This is a genomic window from Ectopseudomonas khazarica, from assembly GCF_004521985.1.
GTDB classification, from domain to species: Bacteria; Pseudomonadota; Gammaproteobacteria; order Pseudomonadales; family Pseudomonadaceae; genus Aquipseudomonas; species Aquipseudomonas khazarica.
In genome coordinates, this window is the sequence record NZ_SBHZ01000005.1 from 112,991 (window position 1) to 130,186 (window position 17,196).

At 63.9% G+C, this 17,196-nt stretch carries 17 protein-coding genes; 5 read left to right on the top strand and 12 right to left on the bottom strand.

Annotated elements, in window-relative coordinates; genetic code table 11:
• Positions 1-7: 7 nt before the first annotated feature.
• Complete coding sequence (locus EPK82_RS07810) at positions 8-529, top strand: CsiV family protein (RefSeq protein WP_037048640.1); 522 nt, start codon at positions 8-10, stop codon at positions 527-529.
• 61 nt (positions 530-590) lie between these two features.
• Here the strand turns inward: EPK82_RS07810 and EPK82_RS07815 are convergent, their stop codons facing one another.
• From EPK82_RS07815 to EPK82_RS07830, 4 genes are read right to left on the bottom strand one after another with little or no spacing between them, the layout of a single operon-like run.
• Positions 591-1,328, bottom strand: a complete 738-nt coding sequence (locus EPK82_RS07815; protein WP_134676238.1) for an S-methyl-5'-thioinosine phosphorylase — start codon at positions 1,326-1,328, stop codon at positions 591-593.
• Between the two features lie 10 nt (positions 1,329-1,338).
• The gene (nagZ, locus tag EPK82_RS07820) at positions 1,339-2,337 is read right to left on the bottom strand and encodes a beta-N-acetylhexosaminidase (RefSeq protein WP_134676239.1); all 999 of its coding nucleotides are present in this window, start codon (positions 2,335-2,337) and stop codon (positions 1,339-1,341) included.
• Positions 2,338-2,348: 11 nt separating this feature from the next.
• Positions 2,349-2,876: a L,D-transpeptidase gene (locus EPK82_RS07825; RefSeq protein ID WP_134676240.1), complete on the bottom strand. Its 528-nt coding sequence runs from the start codon at positions 2,874-2,876 to the stop codon at positions 2,349-2,351.
• 49 nt (positions 2,877-2,925) lie between these two features.
• Entirely contained in the window at positions 2,926-3,633 is a 708-nt protein-coding gene (locus EPK82_RS07830) for a TetR/AcrR family transcriptional regulator (protein WP_134676241.1), read from the bottom strand.
• Between the two features lie 227 nt (positions 3,634-3,860).
• Here EPK82_RS07830 and lexA point away from each other — a divergent pair, with 227 nt between their 5' ends.
• Positions 3,861-4,475, top strand: coding sequence for a transcriptional repressor LexA (gene lexA / locus EPK82_RS07835; protein ID WP_037048649.1), 615 nt, complete (start codon positions 3,861-3,863; stop codon positions 4,473-4,475).
• Between the two features lie 9 nt (positions 4,476-4,484).
• Positions 4,485-4,946 carry an SOS-induced cell division inhibitor SulA gene (sulA, locus tag EPK82_RS07840; protein ID WP_134676242.1) on the top strand — a complete coding sequence of 154 codons (462 nt, stop codon included), beginning with the start codon at positions 4,485-4,487 and terminating at the stop codon, positions 4,944-4,946.
• 64 nt (positions 4,947-5,010) lie between these two features.
• On the opposite strand, the gene EPK82_RS07845 is transcribed toward sulA, so the two are convergent.
• The 6 genes from EPK82_RS07845 to fadB all read right to left on the bottom strand — a co-directional run bounded on the left by EPK82_RS07845 (position 5,011) and on the right by fadB (position 12,447).
• Entirely contained in the window at positions 5,011-5,247 is a 237-nt protein-coding gene (locus tag EPK82_RS07845; RefSeq protein ID WP_037048652.1) for a hypothetical protein, read from the bottom strand.
• 80 nt (positions 5,248-5,327) lie between these two features.
• Positions 5,328-5,846 (bottom strand): DUF6586 family protein, encoded by a 519-nt coding sequence (locus EPK82_RS07850; RefSeq protein WP_037048653.1) that lies wholly within the window; start codon positions 5,844-5,846, stop codon positions 5,328-5,330.
• A gap of 79 nt (positions 5,847-5,925) precedes the next feature.
• A complete protein-coding gene (gene topA / locus EPK82_RS07855; protein ID WP_037048654.1) occupies positions 5,926-8,532 on the bottom strand; it encodes a type I DNA topoisomerase in 2,607 nt (868 codons plus the stop codon).
• Positions 8,533-8,774: 242 nt separating this feature from the next.
• Positions 8,775-9,017 carry a DUF1653 domain-containing protein gene (locus tag EPK82_RS07860; RefSeq protein ID WP_037048657.1) on the bottom strand — a complete coding sequence of 81 codons (243 nt, stop codon included), beginning with the start codon at positions 9,015-9,017 and terminating at the stop codon, positions 8,775-8,777.
• A 76-nt stretch (positions 9,018-9,093) separates the two neighbouring features.
• Entirely contained in the window at positions 9,094-10,269 is a 1,176-nt protein-coding gene (gene fadA, locus EPK82_RS07865; RefSeq protein WP_037048660.1) for an acetyl-CoA C-acyltransferase FadA, read from the bottom strand.
• Positions 10,270-10,299: 30 nt separating this feature from the next.
• Positions 10,300-12,447, bottom strand: a complete 2,148-nt coding sequence (fadB, locus tag EPK82_RS07870; protein WP_134676243.1) for a fatty acid oxidation complex subunit alpha FadB — start codon at positions 12,445-12,447, stop codon at positions 10,300-10,302.
• A gap of 467 nt (positions 12,448-12,914) precedes the next feature.
• Here fadB and EPK82_RS07880 point away from each other — a divergent pair, with 467 nt between their 5' ends.
• On the top strand, positions 12,915-13,736 hold the full coding sequence (locus EPK82_RS07880) for a hypothetical protein (RefSeq protein WP_134676244.1): 822 nt from the start codon (positions 12,915-12,917) through the stop codon (positions 13,734-13,736).
• Positions 13,737-13,880: 144 nt separating this feature from the next.
• Positions 13,881-14,330, top strand: a complete 450-nt coding sequence (locus EPK82_RS07885; RefSeq protein WP_037048672.1) for a universal stress protein — start codon at positions 13,881-13,883, stop codon at positions 14,328-14,330.
• A gap of 60 nt (positions 14,331-14,390) precedes the next feature.
• On the opposite strand, the gene EPK82_RS07890 is transcribed toward EPK82_RS07885, so the two are convergent.
• Together EPK82_RS07890 and EPK82_RS07895 are read right to left on the bottom strand one after the other, a co-directional pair.
• Positions 14,391-15,077, bottom strand: a complete 687-nt coding sequence (locus tag EPK82_RS07890; protein ID WP_037048674.1) for a DUF6901 family protein — start codon at positions 15,075-15,077, stop codon at positions 14,391-14,393.
• Positions 15,078-15,094: 17 nt separating this feature from the next.
• Positions 15,095-17,020 (bottom strand): ATP-binding cassette domain-containing protein, encoded by a 1,926-nt coding sequence (locus EPK82_RS07895; RefSeq protein ID WP_037048676.1) that lies wholly within the window; start codon positions 17,018-17,020, stop codon positions 15,095-15,097.
• Between the last annotated feature and the right edge of the window lie 176 nt (positions 17,021-17,196).

The window sequence follows — 17,196 nt, forward strand, 5'->3', positions numbered from 1 at the left end:
CCTGACCATGCGCCCACTGCACCTGATCGCCCTGTTGCTCTGCCTGTTGGCACCGAGCGCTTTCGCCGAACGCCTCTACCAGGTCGAGCTGCTGGTGTTTCGCCAGGCCGGCGAACCCGTGATCGCGCCGAAGATCGCCCCCGACGACTGGGCCGGCACCGCCCTGCCGATCGACGGCAACGAACGCGCCACCGCCCTCAACAACGAGGCCGCCAAGCTCAACCCCGGCAACGGTTATCAGGTCCTGCTGCATAAAGCCTGGAGCCAGACGCTGGGCGGCACCCCGAGCCGCGTCGCCGTCAGCACTGGCGACGGCCACTTCGGCCACTACCCGGTCGAAGGCACGCTGACCTTCACCCAGGAACGCTTCGCCGACCTGGACCTGGAGCTGTGGATCAACCACTTCAGCGCCGACGGCCTGCTCGACAGCAGCGAACACATGAAAGTCGCCCAGCGCCTGAAGGACAACAGCCTGACCTACCTGGACCACGGCAGCCTCGGCGCGCTGGTACGTATCAGCCCGCTTTGAGGGCATGACGCAAGAGGGCCGCTGAGCGGCCCTTTTTTCATTGCAGCGATCGAGGCAGCAGCTAGGCGCTCAGCACACGCGCCAGCACGCCCTTGACCGTGCCCATCCCCTGCCCCAGCACGCGCTCGATTTCGGCCATGGTGATCAGCCCCGGCGCCTTGCCCGCAGCCGGATTGACCACCAGCGCCAGGCAGGCATAGGGCAGCGCCAGCTCACGCGCCAGGGCCGCCTCGGGCATGCCGGTCATGCCGACCAGGTCGCAGCCATCGCGCTCCATCCTGACGATTTCCGCCGCAGTCTCCAGGCGTGGCCCCTGGGTGCAACCGTAGACGCCCTGACTGCTGCAGGCCGCCCCCTCGCTGCGCAGCGCCGCGATCAGGCGCTCACGCAAGGGCTCGTCATAGGGATGACTGAAATCCACGTGAGTCACATGCTCCAGCTCACCCTCGAAGAAGGTGTGCGCGCGCCCGGCGGTGTAATCGATGATCTGGTGCGGCACGCAGAAATGCCCGGCGCCCATCGCCGCGTGAATGCCGCCGACCGCGTTGACCGCGACGATGGCACTGGCGCCGACCTGCTTCAGCGCCCAGAGATTGGCGCGGTAGTTGATCTGGTGCGGCGCAATGCGGTGTGGCTGGCCATGACGGGCGAGAAACAGCACGTCGCGCCCGGCATACTCGCCCCGCAGGATATCGGCCGAAGGTGCCCCGTAAGGCGTCTCCACGGAGACCGCCTGACGGATCTCGAGGCCCGGCAACTGGGTCAGGCCAGTGCCGCCGATGATGGCAAGAACGCTCATGATGCCCTCCTCAATCCAGCAACTGGGCGGTTCTGAGTGCGGCCACCGCCTGCGACCAGCGCGGCGCCTGGCGATAGTCGGTGCACGCATGAGCACGCCCGCGCATCCGCTGCAGCCGTTCGGCCGGCTGCACCTGCAGACGCTGCAGCGCGGCGAGGGCCAGCTCGGCCGAGCCACGATCGTTGCACACCAGGCCCATGTCGCAACCGGCGCTGAGCGCCGCCTCGATACGCTTGCCCGCATCCCCGGCGGCATGCGCCCCGGCCATGGACAGGTCGTCGCTGAAGATCACCCCGTCGAAACCCAGCTCACCGCGCAGGATGTCCTGCAGCCAGCGGCGGGAGAAGCCGGCCGGCTGCTCGTCCACCTGAGGGTAGATCACATGCGCCGGCATCACCGCATCGAGCTGGCCGGACAACTGCCGGAACGGCTGCATGTCACAGGCACGAATGTCCTCCAGGCTGCGCTCGTCGACGGGGATAGCCACGTGGGAGTCGGCCTCGGCCCAGCCATGTCCGGGGAAGTGCTTGCCGGTCGCCGCCATGCCCGCCTGCTGCATGCCACGGATGAACGCCGCAGCCAGCTGCGTGGCACGCTGCGGGTCACCCTCGAAGGCACGACTGCCGACCACAGCGCTGCGCTGATGATCGAGGTCGAGTACCGGCGCGAAGCTGAGATCCAGGCCGACGGCCAGTACCTCGGCCGCCATCAGCCAGCCGCAGTGCTCGGCCAGCTCCTCGGCGTTGTGATTGTCGGCGATGGCGCGCATCGCCGGCAGACGCAGGAAGCCCTGGCGCAGGCGCTGCACCCGTCCGCCTTCCTGATCCACAGCCAGCAGCAGGTCCGGGCGCACGGCACGAATGCTCTGGCACAGCTCGCGCACCTGGCGCGGCGACTCGATATTGCGGGCAAAAATGATCAGGCCACCCACCTCGGGCTGGCGCAGCATCTGGCGATCCTCGGCGGTCAGCCAGGTGCCAGCGACATCCATCATCAATGAGCCTTGCATGCAGGTATTCCTTACTGAAAATCGTGGTCCGCAGCCCACTGCGGGCATGGCGCCTCGTCGATACGCACCCGGCAATGCACGGGCACGCGCTCGAACAGCGCCAGCATGTCGGTATTGCGCAGCCGGACGCAGCCATGAGACAGCGGCGTGCCCATGGGTTCCGTATCCGGCGTGCCATGCAGATAGATATAGCGGCGAAAGCTGTCCACCTCACCCAAACGGTTGCGCCCGGGCTCCAGGCCGCTGAGCCAGAGAATGCGGGTGAGAATCCAGTCGCGGTCGGGAAACTGCTGATGCAGCTGCGCGGACCAGACCTCACCGGTCCAGCGTCTGCCGCGCAGCACGGCGGCCAGCGGCAGGCCAGCGCCGATCTTCGCCCGCACCTGGTGCAGGCCACGTGGCGTGCAGCCGGAGCCGTTGCGCTCACCGGGGCCGTTCAGCGCCGTGGAGACAGGCAGGCGCAGCAGCAGCTGGCCGGCGCCAAGGCCATAGAGGGTCTGGTCAGCGAGAGAGATATGCAGCAGATCGAGATCGGACATGGGCCGCTAGCTTAGCCGAAGGGCCAAGCCAAGCCCACCTGCCCCGGCATCAAACCTTGGGCGTAGCGCTGGGCGTCTTGCTGCGGGGCTTGAGCTGAGCCCCCGCCAGCGCGGGATCCTCCACACCGGAGTCCGAGCGCATGCCGGCGGCCAGGAACGGCACCATCATCCTCATCACCTGCTCGATGGAGGTATTGACGCCGAAATCGGTCTCGGCCATGGCGCGCAGCGCCTTGATCCCGGACATGCTGAACGCCGCCGCGCCGAGCATGAAGTGCACGCGCCAGAACAGCTCCAGCGGCGGGATGCGCGGCGCGGTTTCATGCACCAGCAGCATGTAGCGACGGAACACCTTGCCGTAGACCTCTTCCAGGTACTTGCGCAGGTGCCCCTGGCTCTGGCTGAAGGCCAGGCCGAGCAGACGCATGAAGATGGAGAGGTCGTTGCCGCTGCGCGGCTTGACCGCCAGTGCCTGCTCGACGAGCAGTTCCAGCAGCTCCTCGAGCGTGGCCTGGTTTTCCGTCTTCGCCTGGCGACGATCGAGTTCCTTCTCCAGGCTGGTACAGAACGGCCCGAGGAAACGCGAGAACACCGCCTGGATCAGCGCCTTCTTGGAGCCGAAGTGATAGTTGACGGCTGCCAGGTTGACCCCCGCCTTGCTGGTGATCAGACGAAGCGAGGTCTCGGCGAAACCTTTCTCCGCGAACAGCTGTTCTGCAGCATCGAGAATGCGTTCAACGGTTTCCGACTGGGCCATGAGCTATCACCTGACAAACACTTGTTTGAAACATACGTTTCAGCGCATCGAAATGTCAAGCCGCATGAGCCGTCTTTTGGCCGGCTGGTCACAGCTTATAACAGCACAGACGTCAATTGACCCGTGCGGGTAACACGCGGCGCGACCGGCGCATGAAAATTGGCCGTTGCCAAGCCCGCCTTACTGTATATAATCCCAGTCACTGTATAAAAAGACAGAGCCCAGCCATGCTGAAACTGACGCCCCGCCAAGCCGAGATTCTCGCCTTCATCAAACGCTGCCTGGAAGACAACGGCTACCCGCCCACCCGTGCGGAGATCGCCCAGGAACTGGGCTTCAAGTCGCCCAATGCCGCCGAGGAGCACCTCAAGGCCCTGGCCCGCAAGGGGGCGATCGAGATGACCCCGGGCGCCTCCCGTGGCATTCGCATCCCCGGCTTCGAGGCCGGCGCAGCGAACGAAGACGAGGGCCTGCCGGTCATCGGCCGGGTGGCCGCTGGTGCGCCGATTCTCGCCCAGCAGCACGTCGAGGAATCCTGCCAGATCAACCCGACCTTCTTTCAGCCCAAGGCCGACTACCTGCTGCGCGTACGCGGCATGAGCATGAAGGACATCGGCATCTTCGATGGTGACCTGCTCGCCGTGCACACCACTCGTGAGGCGCGCAACGGCCAGATCGTCGTCGCCCGCATCGACGACGAAGTCACGGTCAAGCGCTTCAAGCGCGAAGGCAACAAGGTCTGGCTGATTGCCGAGAACCCCGAGTTCGCACCGATCGAGGTCGACCTGGAACACCAGGACCTGGTCATCGAAGGTTTGAGTGTCGGCGTGATTCGCCGCTAAGGAGACGCCATGCACATGCAGCAGTCGTTCGAACGTTCACAGCTCCCCCTGTTCAACGCCTTTCTCGCCGACACCCCACACGAGGCACCTGCGGAAGCCGGTGTGGTCGACGATCAGGCATTCAGCGAGCTCGCCCTTCGCGGCACGGCCGGCCACTGCCTGCATTTGCTGGCACCGATCCTCCGTGAACTGAGCCAGAACCAGGATGCGCGCTGGCTGACGCTGGTCGCGCCGCCTGCCAGCCTGACCCAGGCCTGGCTGCGTGACGCCGGCCTGAATCGCGAACGCATCCTGCTGCTGCAGCCACGCCAGGGGCAGGACGCCCTCGAGCTGGCCGAGGAAGCGCTCAAGCTGGGCCGCAGCCATACCGTCATCAGCTGGCTGCACCCTGTCGAGCGCAGCACCCGCCAGCGCCTGGCGCAGGCCGCGCAGACCGGCAGCGCGCAGAGCCTGAACATCAGCCTGGGCTGACGCTTCGCAGAAACGCAAACGGGGCTCCACTGGAGCCCCGTTTTCGTTGATTCATCGCCGCCGATCAGTGCAGGACGCGAGGCTCATCTTCTTCGCCGACGAAGTCGCCCTCGGCCATGCGCCCGGCCATCTGCACACCCACGTTCAGCATGGCCTTGGCCACTTCGATGTGCTGCCCCTGCAGAAAGGCCTTGGCATCAGCGGAGAAGTCCAGAGTGACCAGGGCCTCTTCATCTTCTGCGCGGCGCAGGGCGATACGCCCATCGGGCAGTTCGACGATTTCCAGGAAGGATGTAGGCATGGCTCAGTCTCTGTGCAAAAACACGACATTGTAACAGTCAGTCGGGGTCACCCCCAGCCCACTGGTCCAGTTAAACCCGATCAGCACTCACTGAGGCCTTCGCGGAAACGCAGCACCAGGGTCTTGAGCTGCTGACGCCAGGCGTCGATGTCGTCGACGCTCAGCTCCACCGGCTCCTCACCGACACTGACCGCCGTGATCAGCGGCATCGCTGGGTCGACCTTGGCCTTGCGCTCCTCACGCGGCGGCTGGAACAACGCCGCATAGGCGGCCAGCAGCTGCGCCAGCCAGGTTTCACGCTGCTGCGCCAGCTCGACCAGCTCGGCCAGCTCGGGGCTGGGCGCGCCATCGAGCACCGCCTGCTGGACGAAGGCCTCGACACGCGAAGGGGCCGCGTCGCTCATGCGGTAGTAACCGGCGATCTCGTGGCACACGCCGAGAAGCGCGCCATACAGGTGGAACAGCGCCGCCTCGCGCTCGGCCTGCACCAGCGCCTGCACGTTGAACGCGGCGGAGCCTTCGGCCTTGCGCCAGTTATCCAGGGCGATGCCGGCGAAGAAGATCTTCTGGTTGGTGCGGGTGTAGATTTCTTTGGCCATTGCGGCGACCTCCACTGCAGATCGAGCCATGGTACGCGCGCCGGCCATTGCCGGCGCGCATTTCGTCAGGACGCTGAACTCAGCGCTTGTCCTCGACCTTCCACTTGCCGCCATCGAAGAAGGCGCGCCAGCCGGTCGGCTTGCCGTCGACCTCGGACTGCACGTACTGCTCCTTGGTCTTGCGGCTGTAGCGAATCACCGCCGGGCGACCGTCCGGGTCCTTCTGCGGGGCGTCGCAGAGGAAGTGGTACTTGGGATCGATCTCCTGCTTGTGCGGCACGATTTCCAGCACCAGCGGAGCGCGGGTCTCGCGGTTCTTCGGGAACTGGCTGGCGGCGAGGAAGAGGCCCGAGGCGCCGTCGCGCAGCACGTAGGTGTCATCCACCTTCTCGCACCTGAGTTCCGGCATCTCCACCTTGTCCATCTTCGGCGGTGCCGCCTCGCCGTTCTTCAGCAGCTTGCGGGTGTTCTTGCAACTGGCATTGGTACAGCCGAAGAACTTGCCGAAACGGCCGGTCTTGAGTTGCATCTCGCTGCCGCACTTGTCGCACTCCAGGCTCGGGCCTTCGTAGCCCTTGATGCGATACTGGCCCTGCTCGATCTCGTAGCCGGTGCAATCGGGGTTGTTCCCGCAGATATGCAGCTTGCGGGTTTCATCCAGCAGGTAGGCATCCATCGCCGTGGAACAGATCGGGCAGCGATGCTTGCCCAGCAGCACGCGGGATTCGGACTCGCCCTCGTCGTCCGCGGCGATCTCGTCGCCCGGCACCAGGTTGATGGTGGCCTTGCAGCGCTCCTTCGGCGGCAGCGCATAGCCGGAGCAGCCGAGGAACACCCCCGTGGAGGCGGTACGAATCATCATCGGCCGGCCGCACTCGCGGCAGGGGATGTCGGTCAGGGTCGGCTGGTTGGCACGCATGCCACCCTCGCCCGCTTCCGCCACTTCGAGCTTCTTCTTGAAGTCGGCGTAGAACTCGTCGAGCAGATGTTTCCACTCGCGCTCGCCCTGGGCGACGTCATCCAGATGCTCTTCCATGGTGGCGGTAAAGCCGTAGTCCATGAGGTTGGCGAAGCTCTCGTCGAGACGCTCGGTGACGATGTCGCCCATCTTCTCGGCGTAGAAGCGACGGTTGTGCACCGTCACGTAGCCACGATCCTGAATGGTGGAAATGATCGCCGCATAGGTGGACGGACGGCCGATGCCACGCTTCTCCAGCTCCTTGACCAGGCTCGCTTCGGAGTAGCGCGCCGGCGGCTTGGTGAAGTGCTGGCTGGGGTCGAGCTGGATCAGCTTGAGGCCCTCGCCTTCCTTCATTTCCGGCAGTACGTCGTCTTCACCGGGCTTGCTCTGCTGCGGCAGCACACGGGTGTAACCGTCGAACTTGAGGATGCGGCCCTTGGCCCGCAGCTCGAAATCGCCAGCCGCCACGGTGACGCTGGTGGACAGGTATTCGGCCGGCGGCATCTGGCAGGCCACGAACTGGCGCCAGATCAGGTCATACAGGCGCTCGGCATCGCGCTCCATGCCGGACAGCTGGGTCGGGCGCAGGTTGACGTCGGACGGACGAATCGCTTCGTGCGCCTCCTGAGCGCCTTCCTTGCTCGAGTAGAGGTTGGGCTTGCCCGGCAGGTACTTGTCGCCGTACTCGCTGCCGATGAAGCCACGCACCATCTCCACGGCGTCGGCGGACAGGTTGGTCGAGTCGGTACGCATGTAGGTGATGTAGCCGGCCTCGTACAGACGCTGGGCCATCATCATGGTCTTCTTCACACCGAAGCCCAGGCGGTTGCTCGCCGCCTGCTGCAGGGTGGAGGTGATGAAGGGCGCCGAAGGCTTGCTGCTGGTCGGACGGTCCTCACGCTTGGCCACGCTGTAGCTGGAAGCCTTGAGCTTCTCCAGCGCGGCCATGGCCTGGGCCTCGTTGACCGGTTTGAAGGCCGCGCCCTTCTCGCGCACCACCTCGAAACGCACCTTGGCGTTCTTTGCGGTACCGAGGTCGGCGTGTACTTCCCAGTACTCTTCCGGCACGAAGGCGCGGATCTCTTTCTCGCGCGCCACCACCAGCTTCACGGCGACCGATTGCACGCGACCGGCAGACAGACCACGCGCGATCTTCGCCCACAGCAGCGGCGAGACCATGTAGCCCACCACGCGATCGAGGAAGCGTCGGGCCTGTTGCGCGTTGACGCGGTTGATATCCAGGTCGCCGGGCCTGGAGAAGGCTTCCTGAATCGCCTTCTTGGTGATCTCGTTGAACACCACGCGCTTGTAACGGGCGTCATCGCCGCCGATGGACTCGCGCAGGTGCCAGGCGATGGCTTCCCCTTCACGGTCCAAGTCGGTCGCGAGATAGATGGTGTCGGCATCCTTGGCCAGACGACGCAGTTCGTCGATCACCTTTTCCTTGCCGGGCAGGATCTCGTACTTGGCCTTCCAGCCATGCTCGGGGTCGACCCCCATGCGCGCGAACAGCTGACGTTTGGCCTTTTCCTTGGGCGACAGCGCCGGGGCTTCGCCGGCCGCCTTGCCGCGCTTGGCAGGCTCCTTGTTGGCGCTTGCCGAGCCACTGGTAGGCAGGTCACGGATGTGGCCGATGCTCGACTTCACCACGTACTGGTTGCCCAGGTACTTGTTGATGGTCTTGGCCTTGGCCGGGGATTCCACGATGACCAGCGATTTGCCCATGGATCAGAAAATTCCTGAATTGCGAAATATAGAAGGCACGGAGCCGAGGGTGTTTACAAAGCAGCGAGCGAAGGTCAGGCAAGGCGAAAACAGTCGAGAAAGTGCTGTGTACGAGCTGTACATGAGCATTTTGAGGCTGGTTTCAACGCAGCATGGCCGAGTGCAGCAATTTGCAGACGCCCTCTAAGGCCCCGCTATATATAGTGGCGACCAAGCGAAGGTCAAGCGCAGGGTCTGCGCAGTCAGACTTGATGCGCCCCAATCGGGCTGACTTCAGCCTGAATCAAAGCAAAGCGTGGAACGCGCTTGCCGTCCACCTCGACCTCCTCGCAGAACATGCTCAGCGGTCGCACCCAGAGGCCGAACTCGCCGTACAGCGCCTGGTAGACCACGACCTCTTCCTCGCTCTCGGAATGCCGCGCCACACCGAATACACGGTACTGCGGGCCTTTGTAATGGCGATAGAGTCCTGACTGCAACTGCATTGAAGGGGTTCCCGAAGTGAAAAGCCGTAAAAAGCAAAACCGGGGCACTGGGCCCCGGTTTCGTGTCCGCTAGCGCTTAAACGCGCTCGAAGACGGTGGTGATGCCTTGGCCAAGGCCCACGCACATGGTGGAGACACCCAGGGTGCCGCCGTTCTGCTTCATGACGTTGAGCAGGGTACCGGAGATACGGGCCCCGGAACAACCGAAGGGGTGACCCAAGGCGATCGCGCCGCCATGCAGGTTGACCTTCTCTTCCATCTTGTCGAGCAGTTTCAGGTCCTTCAGCACCGGCAGGGCCTGTGCGGCGAAGGCCTCGTTGAGTTCGACGAAATCGATGTCGGCCATGCTCAGACCCGCGCGCTTGAGCGCCTTCTGAGTGGACGGCACCGGGCCGTAACCCATGATCGCCGGATCGACACCGGCAACGGCCATGGCACGCACCACGGCCATCGGCTGGATGCCCAGATCCTGAGCACGCTGGGCGCTCATGACGATCATGCAGGAGGCACCGTCGGTGATCTGCGAGGAGGTACCGGCAGTCACGGTGCCGCCTTTCGGGTTGAAGGCAGGCTTCAGCGCAGCCAGGCTCTCGAGGGTAGTTTCCGGACGAATGGTTTCGTCGAAATCGTACATCTTGAGGAAGCCGTTCTCGTCGTAGCCTTGCATCGGGATGATTTCATCCTTGAACTTGCCTTCGACGGTGGCCTTGTGCGCCAGACGGTGCGAACGCTCACCGAAGGCGTCCTGCTGCTCGCGGCCGATGCCGTGCATCTTGCCCAGCATCTCGGCGGTCAGGCCCATCATGCCGGACGCCTTGGCGGCGTACAGCGACAGGTGCGGGTTCGGGTCGACACCGTGCATCATGCCGACGTGGCCCATGTGCTCCACACCACCGACGACGAACACGTCGCCGTTGCCGGTCTGGATCGCCTGCACGGCAGTGTGCAGCGCGCTCATGGACGAACCGCACAGACGGCTGACGGTCTGGCCGGCGCTGGTGTGCGGGATCTGGGTCATCAGCGACGCCATGCGCGCGATGTTCCAGCCCTGCTCCAGGGTCTGGTTGACGCAGCCCCAGATCACGTCCTCGACCTCGGCCGGATCGACCTTGGCGTTACGCTCCAGCAGCTTGCTGATCAGGTGCGCGGACATGGTCTCGGCGCGGGTGTTGCGGTGCATGCCGCCCTTGGAACGACCCATCGGGGTACGACCGAAGTCGACGATCACTGCATCTCTAGGATTCAGGCTCATAAATTCACTCTCGCTCTAGTCGTTGCGCGCTTAACCGAAGAACTTCTGGCCGTTGGCGGCCATTTCGCGAAGCTTGGCGGTCGGGTGGTACAGCGCGCCCAGGTCGGCGTACTTGTCGGCCAGGGCGACGAACTCGGCGACACCGATGGAGTCGATGTAGCGCAGCGCACCGCCACGGAAGGGAGGGAAGCCGATGCCGTAGATCAGGCCCATGTCGGCCTCGGCTGCGGTGTCGACGATGCCGTCTTCCAGGCAACGAACGGTTTCCATGCACAGCGGGATCATCATGAAGTTGATGATGTCCTCGTCGGTGACTTCACGCTCTTCGACCACGATCGACTTCAGCAGCTCGTAGGCAACCGGGTCGGAGACCTTCTTCGGCTTGCCGCGCTTGTCGGTCTCGTAGGCGTAGAAGCCCTTGCCATTCTTCTGGCCCAGGCGGTCGGCTTCGTACATCACGTCGACGGCGGTCTTGCCTTCCACGGCCATGCGGTCCGGGAAGCCTTCAGCCATCACGTCACGGCCGTGGTGACCGGTGTCGATGCCGACCACGTCGGACAGGTAGGCCGGGCCCATGGGCCAGCCGAACTTCTCCATCACCTTGTCGATGCGCACGAAGTCGACACCGAAGCCCAGCAGCTTGGAGAAGCCGCCGAAGTACGGGAACAGCACGCGGTTGACCAGGAAGCCGGGGCAGTCGTTGACCACGATCGGGTTCTTGCCCATCTTCTTGGCGTAGGCAACGGTGGTGGCCACGGCCACTTCGCTGGACTTCTCGCCACGGATGACTTCGACCAGCGGCATCATGTGCACCGGGTTGAAGAAGTGCATGCCGACGAAGTTTTCCGGGCGCTTGAGCGCCTGGGCCAGCAGGCTGATGGAGATGGTCGAGGTGTTGGAAGCCAGGATGGCGTCCTCACGTACGACACCTTCCACTTCGGCCAGCACGATCTGCTTGACCTTGGGGTTCTCGACCACGGCTTCGACGACGATGTCGACGTTGCCGAAATCACCGTAGGACATGGTCGGACGGATGGCGTTGAGCGCCTCGGCCATCTTCGCAGGGGTCATACGGCCCTTCTCGACGCGCTTGCCGAGCAGCTTGGAGGCCTCGTTCAGGCCCATCTGGATACCCTCTTCACGGATATCCTTCATCAGGATCGGCGTGCCCTTGGAAGCCGACTGGTAGGCGATACCGCCGCCCATGATGCCGGCGCCGAGTACGGCAGCCAGTTTCACGTCACGCGCGATTTCGTCGTGGTGCTTGGCCTTCTTCTTCAGTTCCTGGTCGTTCAGGAACAGACCGATCAGGCTCTCGGCAACCGAGGTCTTGGCCAGTTTGACGAAGCCGGCGGCCTCGACTTCCAGCGCCTTGTCACGGCCGAAGTTGGCGGCTTTCTGGATCGACTTGATCGCCTCGACCGGTGCCGGGTAGTTCGGGCCGGCCTGGCCAGCGACGAAGCCCTTGGCGGTCTCGAAGCACATCATCTGCTCGATGGCGTTGAGCTTGAGCTTTTCCAGCTTGGGCTGACGCTTGGCCTTGTAGTCCAGCTCGCCGGAGATGGCGCGCTTGACCAGGTCCAGCGCGGCGTCCTTGAGCTTGGCAGGGGCGACGACGGCGTCGACGGCGCCAACCTTCAGGGCGTCGGCAGCCTTGTTTTCCTTGCCCGAAGCGATCCACTCGACCGCGTTGTCGGTACCGATCACGCGCGGCAGGCGCACGGTGCCGCCGAAGCCCGGGTAGATGCCCAGTTTGACTTCCGGCAGACCGATCTTGGCGGTCTCGCTCATCACACGGTAGTCACCGGCCAGGCACATCTCGAAACCGCCACCCAGGGCGATGCCGTTGATGGCGACGACGGTCGGCACGGCGAGGTCTTCGAAATCACTGAAGATCTTGTTGGCTTCCAGGTTGCCAGCCACCAGCTCTTCGTCGGGCAGCTTGAAGTTGTCGACGAACTCGGTGATATCGGCGCCGACGATGAATACGTCCTTGCCACTGGTGACAATCACGCCCTTGATCGAACCGTCAGCCTTGATCGCGTCGACGGAGGCGCGCAGCTCGTTGAGGGTAAGACGGTTGAATTTGTTGACGGACTCACCCTTGAGGTCGAAATTCAATTCGACGATGCCGCTCTCAAGAGCCTTAACCGTGATGGCTTTACCTTCGTAAATCATCAACTGATCTCCACGGTATGGAAGCTGAACAGTACACATCGGAGCCAACCGGCAGGCCTGCCCGCGGCACAGCCGTCGAGCATAGCCCCAATCGGTACGACACACCCGCCGACGCGATATTCGGGCTGTGTTGGCGCGCCTGACCAGGCAAACGCTCAATTCATACGCCCGTTTGATTTGGGTGTGCACACCTTCGGGGAAAAGCCCGCGCTTGTCAATTGGCCTCGTTTCGACGTTTTCCCGACGATTTGCGCAAGCCTGGTCACGCGCGGCCTCCAGCGGGTCTCGATAAATAGCGTCAATATCGCGCCATTGCCGGTGTTTTCGCGTTTGTTGCAGGCAAGCCCGAGTCCCTAGCCAAACGCCGACGCTCCGGGTACAGTCGTCTCACTTTCGGCTGGCACAGCGCCATCCGTGAGCACTACAACAACAAATCGAGCCCCACGATGGGCCACACGGAGTCGCCAATGTCGAGCCGCCGTTCGCTTGCATTCCCCCTGAGCGCCCTGCTCGTTCTGCTGTTCACGTTGCTTTCCTCTCCCTTGCTCAATGCCGCGCCGGCCGATGACCTGCTGCGCCTGCACCAGCTGCGCCTGGCGATGCAGAAGAGCCTGGGCGACTTCTACATGTACAACGGCATGGAAGGCGACCAGCGCTATGCGCGGATGATCGGCGAATCACTGCAGGACGTGCAGTCGCACCTCAGTGCCCTGGGCGACATGCCCGGCGACGCCAGCAAGGCCCTGCGCGCGCAGCTGCTGAGCAACTGGCAGAGCTACCACACCTCGCTCCAGGCATTGATGGAGGCCATGCGCACCAAGGGCTACACCGACCTGCAGCCGGTTGCCGACCTCGCCGACAGCAATCAGCGCCTGATGGCCATCAGTCAGGAGCTGTATCAGAAGATTCAACAGGAAAGCGGCCACAGCGTTCCGCCGCTCACCCAGAAAAGCCGCGAGCAGAGCCTGCTGATGCAGAACATCGCCCTGGACTATGCCTCGCGCAGCGCCTCGGTCGGCGCCAGCTTCTTCGGCGGTGGCGAGGAGCGGGCAATCGATGAGCTGGCGGGTGAGTTCGCCAGCAAGCTGGACAGTCTCAGCAGCGCGCAGCAGAACACGCCGGAAATCAGCGCTGCGCTGAACAGCATCGAGACCAAATGGCGTTACATCGAGAAATCGCTGCGCAACTACAACGAAAATACCGTACCTTTCCTGATCAGCAAGTATTCCGACAGCATCATCGAAGGCCTCGAAGGCGTATCGGCGCAATATGCCGCCAGCCAGCATTGATGCCCTGCATTCCGGCCTGCCTGGCCACCTCCGCCCGGTGCTCGCACTGGGCTTTTTCTTTTCCCTGCCATGATCGGTCGCCCTATCGCATGCAATGGGGCCATACTTGATACAGCGCTATTTGCCTTTCACGAGGAGTTCACCATGCCCTACCAGCATATTCTGGTCGCCGTAGACCTGACCGACGAATGCGACCCCGTGGTGGTTCGCGCACAGAAACTGGCGCAGGCCAGCGGAGCGAAGATGTCCTTGGTGCACATCGTCGAGCCCATGGCCATGGCCTTCGGTGGTGACGTGCCGATGGACCTGTCGATGCTGCAGCAACAGCAGTTCGAACAGGCCCGCGAGCGCCTGGACAGCTTCTCCGGCAAATACCCCGAGCTCGCCGCGGACCAGCGCCACCTTGCCTACGGCCAGCCGCGCCAGGAAATCCACCGTCTCGCCGAAGAACAGGGCTGCGACCTGATCGTGGTCGGCAGCCATGGCCGCCACGGCCTGGCACTGCTGCTCGGCTCGACCGCCAACGACGTGCTGCATGGTGCGCCCTGCGACGTGCTCGCGGTGCGCCTGAAGAAGCCGGAAAAACACGCCTGATCCTGTCTCCCGCGCGCATCGCTGAGCCGCGGGAGATCACAACTGGCGGCGCTTCGTTGCTCAGTCGAAGGAATCGCCGGCACTCATGACCAGCGGACGGATCTTCTGCAGCTGAGTCTCCAGCGATACCGTCATGCTCGACGACAGGGAGAAGAAGGTGAGGAAGGCCTTGAGGTTCGAATCACCCTCGCAGGTGTCGTGGATGCGCTGCCAGAACGCCTGATTGACCAGCTTCAGTTGCTGGAACAGGCGCACCAGCCCCTTGAGCTCCCAGTCGGCCAGACGCCCTTCACGCATGTTGAAGTACTGCCGCGTCAGGTAGAGCGACACCGCGCGCAGGATGAACTCCTGGTTATTGGCGAACGGCAGGTGATGCTGCGCCATGGGCCGCAGGCGCCCCAGCAGCGGGCAGGCGCTGGTGGCCATGATCACCCCCAGCAGCGCACGCAGCCCCTCCTCCAGGCCCAGGTGCTTGGTGTACTCGCGCTCCGGCGTGCGAACCCAGACACTGGCTTTCTTGAACGCCGGCAAGCCACGGAAATCCTCGATCACCCGATGCAGGTCGACCGCCGCCGGGCAGTTGCTGAACTGCTCGCGGCTGAGCGGGCAGTTGCTGCACTGCTGGTGCCCGAGACGCGTCCAGGCAGGTGCCTGCTGAGCCTCCTCGGGGTCGTACTCCCGGTTCAGCTCGATCCGATAGCTGAACTGATGATTGTCATCCAGGGTGATGCGGTACTCGATGGCCATGCCTGTTCGTTCCTTCGTCAGCCTTCCAGCTCTGCCCAGCGCTCGATCAACCTGTCCAACTCCTTCTGCAGGTCATCGAGACGCGCCAATACGTCCGTGGTGGTCTGCACCGGCTGCTGATAGAAGCCGGGATCCGCAATCCGTTCCTGCAGCGCGGCCATCTCCTGCTCCAGGGCATCGATCTGCCCGGGGATCGCTTCGAGTTCGCGCTGCAGCTTGTAGCTGAGTTTCTTCTTCGCCGGCTCGCTGCTTTCCTGAACCGGTTGTGGCGCCTCTGCCACCGGCGCCTCGACGACCGCGCTGGCCAGCTCGGCCTTGCCCGACTTGCTCTCGCCGACGCCGAGCAGGCGCGGCGAACCACCCTGGCGCAGCCAGTCCTGGTAGCCACCCACGTACTCGCGCACCTTGCCCTCGCCCTCGAACACCAGGGTGCTGGTCACGACATTGTCGAGGAAGGCACGATCATGGCTGACCATCAGCACCGTACCAGGGAAGTTAAGCAGGACTTCTTCGAGCAGTTCCAGAGTTTCTACATCCAGGTCGTTGGTCGGTTCATCGAGCACCAGCAGGTTGGCCGGCTTGCTGAACAGCTTCGCCAGCAACAGTCGTGCCCGTTCCCCCCCGGAGAGCGCCTTCACCGGGGTGCGCGCCCGCTGCGGACTGAACAGGAAGTCGCCCAGGTAGCTCAGCACGTGGCGGTTTTGCCCATCGATGCTGATGAAGTCGCGCCCTTCGGCGACGTTGTCGATCACCGTCTTCTCCGGCTCGAGCTGGTGACGCAATTGGTCGAAATATGCCACTTCCAGCTTGGTGCCCACTTCGATGCCGCCACTGCTCGGCTGCAGGTCACCCAGCAGCAGCTTGAGCAAGGTGGTCTTGCCGGTGCCGTTGGCGCCCAGCAGGCCGATGCGGTCGCCACGCTGCAGCACCATGGAGAAATCCCTGACCAGGAACGGACCGCCGGCATGAGCGAAACTGACGTTCTCCGCCACCATGACCTGCTTGCCGGACTTGTCCGCCGTCTCCAGCTGGATGGTGGCCTTGCCCTGGCGCTCGCGACGCTCTGCGCGCTCGGCACGCATCGCCTTGAGCGCACGCACCCGGCCTTCGTTGCGCGTACGGCGTGCCTTGATGCCCTGGCGAATCCACACCTCCTCCTGGGCCAGGCGCTTGTCGAACAGCGCGTTGGCGGTTTCCTCGGCGGCGAGCTGCTGCTCCTTGTGCACGAGGAAGCTGGCGTAGTCACCGTTCCAGTCGATCAGCCCGCCACGATCCAGTTCGAGGATGCGCGTGGCCAGGTTCTGCAGGAAGGAGCGGTCGTGGGTAATGAACAGCACGGCGCCGCCGAAGTCCTTCAGCGCTTCTTCGAGCCAGGCGATGGCGCCGATATCCAGGTGGTTGGTCGGTTCGTCGAGCAGCAGCAGATCCGGCTCGGAAACCAGCGCCTGCGCCAGCAGCACGCGGCGGCGCCAGCCACCGGACAGCTCGGCGAGAGTCTTGTCGGCAGGCAGCTGCAGGCGGCTCAGGGTGCTGTCGACCAGTTGCTGCAAACGCCAACCGTCCTTGGCTTCCAGCTCCTGCTGGACGTGCATCAGTTGCTCGAGATCGTCATCGCCCGAGATGTGCTGCGCCAGGTGGTGATAACGCGCCAGCAGCTCGCCGACTCCGGCCAGGCCTTCGGCGACCACGTCGAACACCGTGCGCTCGTCGGCACGCGGCAGCTCCTGCGGCAACTCGCCGATCTTCAGCCCGGGCGCCCGCCAGATTTCGCCGTCATCCGGCATCTGGTCGCCCTTGACCAGGCGCAGCATGCTCGACTTGCCGGTACCGTTGCGGCCGATGATGCACACCCGTTCGCCCCGTGCGATCTGCCACGACACCCCGTCGAGCAGGGGCATGGCGCCATAGGCGAGGGATACGTCAGCGAACTTGAGCAGGGTCATGGGCATCTCCAGAAACAGGGGGCGCATTCTACCCGAGATGCAACCGGGCTGTTGCCGTTTCGCGCCGGCAACGGCATCCACCAGAATGACGATCTGGAGCCCCGGTGCCGCTTTTTTGCCGCATATGTCCGTCCGGCGCTGCGCCATTCACCCTGCCTCAATGAAGCGCTAAGCTA

Excerpts from the sequence above, each read along its gene's own strand:
- EPK82_RS07810 (WP_037048640.1), top strand. The coding sequence starts at position 8 with ATGCGCCCACTGCACCTGATCGCCCTGTTGCTCTGCCTGTTGGCACCG.
- EPK82_RS07815 (WP_134676238.1), bottom strand. The coding sequence starts at position 1,328 with ATGAGCGTTCTTGCCATCATCGGCGGCACTGGCCTGACCCAGTTGCCG.
- nagZ (WP_134676239.1), bottom strand. The coding sequence starts at position 2,337 with ATGCAAGGCTCATTGATGATGGATGTCGCTGGCACCTGGCTGACCGCC.
- EPK82_RS07825 (WP_134676240.1), bottom strand. The coding sequence starts at position 2,876 with ATGTCCGATCTCGATCTGCTGCATATCTCTCTCGCTGACCAGACCCTC.
- EPK82_RS07830 (WP_134676241.1), bottom strand. The coding sequence starts at position 3,633 with ATGGCCCAGTCGGAAACCGTTGAACGCATTCTCGATGCTGCAGAACAG.
- lexA (WP_037048649.1), top strand. The coding sequence starts at position 3,861 with ATGCTGAAACTGACGCCCCGCCAAGCCGAGATTCTCGCCTTCATCAAA.
- sulA (WP_134676242.1), top strand. The coding sequence starts at position 4,485 with ATGCACATGCAGCAGTCGTTCGAACGTTCACAGCTCCCCCTGTTCAAC.
- EPK82_RS07845 (WP_037048652.1), bottom strand. The coding sequence starts at position 5,247 with ATGCCTACATCCTTCCTGGAAATCGTCGAACTGCCCGATGGGCGTATC.
- EPK82_RS07850 (WP_037048653.1), bottom strand. The coding sequence starts at position 5,846 with ATGGCCAAAGAAATCTACACCCGCACCAACCAGAAGATCTTCTTCGCC.
- topA (WP_037048654.1), bottom strand. The coding sequence starts at position 8,532 with ATGGGCAAATCGCTGGTCATCGTGGAATCCCCGGCCAAGGCCAAGACC.
- EPK82_RS07860 (WP_037048657.1), bottom strand. The coding sequence starts at position 9,017 with ATGCAGTTGCAGTCAGGACTCTATCGCCATTACAAAGGCCCGCAGTAC.
- fadA (WP_037048660.1), bottom strand. The coding sequence starts at position 10,269 with ATGAGCCTGAATCCTAGAGATGCAGTGATCGTCGACTTCGGTCGTACC.
- fadB (WP_134676243.1), bottom strand. The coding sequence starts at position 12,447 with ATGATTTACGAAGGTAAAGCCATCACGGTTAAGGCTCTTGAGAGCGGC.
- EPK82_RS07880 (WP_134676244.1), top strand. The coding sequence starts at position 12,915 with ATGTCGAGCCGCCGTTCGCTTGCATTCCCCCTGAGCGCCCTGCTCGTT.
- EPK82_RS07885 (WP_037048672.1), top strand. The coding sequence starts at position 13,881 with ATGCCCTACCAGCATATTCTGGTCGCCGTAGACCTGACCGACGAATGC.
- EPK82_RS07890 (WP_037048674.1), bottom strand. The coding sequence starts at position 15,077 with ATGGCCATCGAGTACCGCATCACCCTGGATGACAATCATCAGTTCAGC.
- EPK82_RS07895 (WP_037048676.1), bottom strand. The coding sequence starts at position 17,020 with ATGACCCTGCTCAAGTTCGCTGACGTATCCCTCGCCTATGGCGCCATG.